General features: G+C 62.5%; 2 protein-coding genes. Both read left to right on the top strand.

All coding sequences use genetic code 11. The annotated features are described in order from the left end of the window. Positions 1 to 2,328 (top strand): type II secretion system secretin GspD (gspD, locus tag L8H52_RS30215; RefSeq protein WP_242210154.1); only part of this gene is annotated, 2,328 nt, incomplete at its 5' end. Further along, on the top strand, positions 2,325 to 3,303 hold a 979-nt coding region (locus tag L8H52_RS30210; RefSeq protein WP_242210155.1), incomplete at its 3' end, for a GspE/PulE family protein. The genes gspD and L8H52_RS30210, both read left to right, overlap by 4 nt.

Below are 3,303 nucleotides of genomic sequence, written 5' to 3'. Positions count from 1 at the left end.
CTGCTGATGGCGTTGAGCGCGTGCAGCAACACCACCGCACCACAGAATCAGCCGCCGTTGCTGGTCGACAGTGAACTGGGCCGGCCGCTGGCCAACACCCAGCGCAGCGGCGACGCGGTGCTCGACCGCGAGCGCGCGCAGGCTCAGGCGCGCCCCGTGCCGAAGCAATTGCACAACATCAGCAAGAGTGCGCGCAGTGGCGCGGCGGCTTCGGGCATCGCGTTGCCGAGCAATCCTTTGGGCGATCAACCGGTGACGCTGAATTTTGTCGACGCGGATATTCAAGCGGTGGTGCGGGCGTTGGCGCGCTCGACTGGGCAGCAGTTTCTCGTCGATCCTCGGGTCAAGGGCACGCTGACGCTGGTGTCGGAAGGTCAGGTGCCGGCGCGGCAGGCTTACGACATGTTGTTGGCGGCGCTGCGCATGCAGGGTTTCAGCGTGGTCGATGTTGGCGGTGTGGCGCAGGTGGTGCCGGAAGCGGATGCGAAGTTGCTCGGCGGGCCGATCTACAGCGCTGACAAACCGGCCGGCAACGGCATGCTCACGCGCACGTTTCGTTTGCAATACGAGAACGCGGTGAACCTGATTCCGGTGCTGCGCCCGATCGTTTCGCCGAACAACCCGATCAACGCCTATCCGGGCAACAACACCATCGTTATCACCGATTACGCGGAGAACCTGACCCGCGTTGCGCAGTTGATCGCGAGCATTGATTCGCCGAGCGCGATTGACACTGATGTGGTGCAGATCCAGAACGGCATCGCTGCCGATATTGCGCCGATGGTCGCGGATTTGCTCGATGCGCCGGGCAATGATCCGACGCAGAAAATCGCCGTGATTGGTGATCCGCGTTCCAACACCATCATCATTCGCGCGGGTAGTCCGGAGCGTACGGAACTGGCGCGTAATCTGATCTACAAACTCGACAACGCGCAGAGCAATCCGAGCAATCTGCACGTGGTTTATCTGCGTAACGCGCAAGCGGCGAAACTGGCGCAGGCCTTGCGCGGTTTGCTCACCGGTGAGAGCGACAGTGGCACCAGCGACAGTGCGCGTTCGGTGCTCAGTGCCATGGGCGCAAGTACCGGCGGTAGCGCTGGGCAGAACGGCCAGAGCGGCACGCAAAGCAGCGGCACTACATCGACCCCAAACAGCAGCGGCAGCACGGGCGGCAGTTACGCGCAGGGCAGCAGTGGCAGCACAACCGGCAGCGGCGGTGCGCAGAACGGCGATCAGAACGTCGCTTTCAGTGCCGGCGGCGTGACCATTCAGGCTGACGCCACCACCAACACCTTGCTGATTTCTGCGCCCGAGCCGTTGTATCGCAACCTGCGTGAAGTCATCGACTTGCTCGATCAGCGCCGCGCGCAAGTGGTGATCGAAAGCCTGATCGTCGAAGTCGGCGAGGACGATGCCAGTGAGTTCGGCGTGCAATGGCAGACCGGCAACCTCGGTGGCAACGGCGTGATCGGCGGGGCCAATCTGGGTGGTTCGGGGATCAACGTCAACGGCAAGACCAGCATCGATGTGCTGCCACAAGGTTTGAACCTGGGCTACGTCAACGGCACCGTCGATATTCCCGGCATCGGCAAGATTCTTGACTTGAAAGTGCTGGCCCGGGCGTTGAAGAGCAAGGGCGGCACCAACGTGTTGTCGACGCCGAACCTGCTCACCCTCGACAACGAAGCGGCGAGCATTTTTGTGGGTCAGACCATTCCGTTTGTCAGTGGCAGTTATGTCACGGGCGGTGGCGGCACCAGCAATAACCCGTTCCAGACCGTGACCCGTGAAGAGGTCGGTTTGAAGCTCAACGTGCGCCCGCAGATTTCCGAGGGTGGCACGGTCAAGCTCGACATCTATCAGGAAGTCAGCAGCATTGATGAGCGGGCTTCGGCCAGTGCCAATTCGGCGGGGATCGTCACCAACAAACGCGCGATCGACACCAGCATTCTGCTCGATGACGGGCAGATCATGGTCCTTGGTGGCTTGCTGCAGGACGGTTACAGCCAGAGCAATGACGCGGTGCCGTGGCTGGGCAGCCTGCCGGGCATCGGTGCGCTGTTTCGCAACGAGCGCCGGGCGATTACCAAGACCAACCTGATGGTGTTTCTGCGTCCGTACATCATCCGCGACAGCGAAGCGGGGCGCAGTATTACCCTCAATCGCTACGACTTCATGCGCCGCGCCCAGGGTGGTTTGCAGCCGGAACGCAGTTGGGCGATGCCGGATATGCAGGCGCCACAGTTGCCGACGGCGGCGCAGGGTGTGCCGGCGGTTATGCCCGCCTCAGGGCCACGCGCGACGATCAAAGCGGTGCCCATCCAATGAGTTCGCTGCCTTACGCCTGGGCCAAGGCGCAGCGGATTCTGTTGTGCGATGGCGTGCTGACCGTTTGCCCGTCAACGCCGGGCTGGTCGATCAGTGAAGCGCGGCGGCAGTTCGGCGCGACCACGATTCAGCGCGTGCGCGATGACGAACTCGATGGCTTGCTAGCCGCGGCTTACGCCGACACGGGCAGCGCGGCGGCAGTGGTCGGTGCGGCGGAAAATGAAGTCGATCTCGACCGCCTGATGCAGGACATGCCGGAAATCACCGACCTGCTCGACACTCAGGACGGCGCGCCGGTGATTCGTATGATCAACGCCTTGCTCACCCAGGCCGCGCGCGATGAAGCCAGCGACATTCATATCGAACCGTTCGAAACCCATTCCGTGGTGCGCTATCGCGTCGACGGCACGCTGCGTGACGTGGTCTCGCCGCGCAAGGCTTTGCACGGTGCGCTGGTGTCGCGGATCAAGATCATGGCGCAGCTCGACATCGCCGAAAAACGCCTGCCGCAGGACGGTCGTATCGCGTTGCGTGTGGCTGGGCGGCCAATCGATATTCGTGTTTCCACGGTGCCAACCGGACATGGCGAAAGGGTGGTGATGCGTCTGCTCGACAAACAGGCCGGGCGTCTGCATCTGGAAACCCTCGGCATGGACGCGCAGGTGCTGGCCAAACTCGACCACCTGATCCGCCAGCCCCACGGCATCGTACTGGTCACCGGGCCAACCGGCAGCGGTAAAACCACCAGCCTCTATGCGGCACTGGCCCGGCTCGATGCGAGTACCAGCAACATCCTCACTGTTGAAGACCCGGTGGAATACGACCTGCCGGGCATCAGCCAGATTCAGGTCAACGCCAAGATCGACATGACCTTCGCCTTGGCGCTGCGGGCGATCCTGCGCCAGGACCCGGACATCATCATGATCGGTGAAATCCGCGATCTGGAAACCGCACAAATCGCCGTGCAGGCTTCGT

It is taken from the genome of Pseudomonas sp. CROZ-RG-20F-R04-15, from assembly GCF_022662375.1.
In the GTDB taxonomy this organism is placed as follows: Bacteria; Pseudomonadota; Gammaproteobacteria; order Pseudomonadales; family Pseudomonadaceae; genus Aquipseudomonas.
This window is presented reverse-complemented; position numbering and strand designations above follow the sequence as displayed.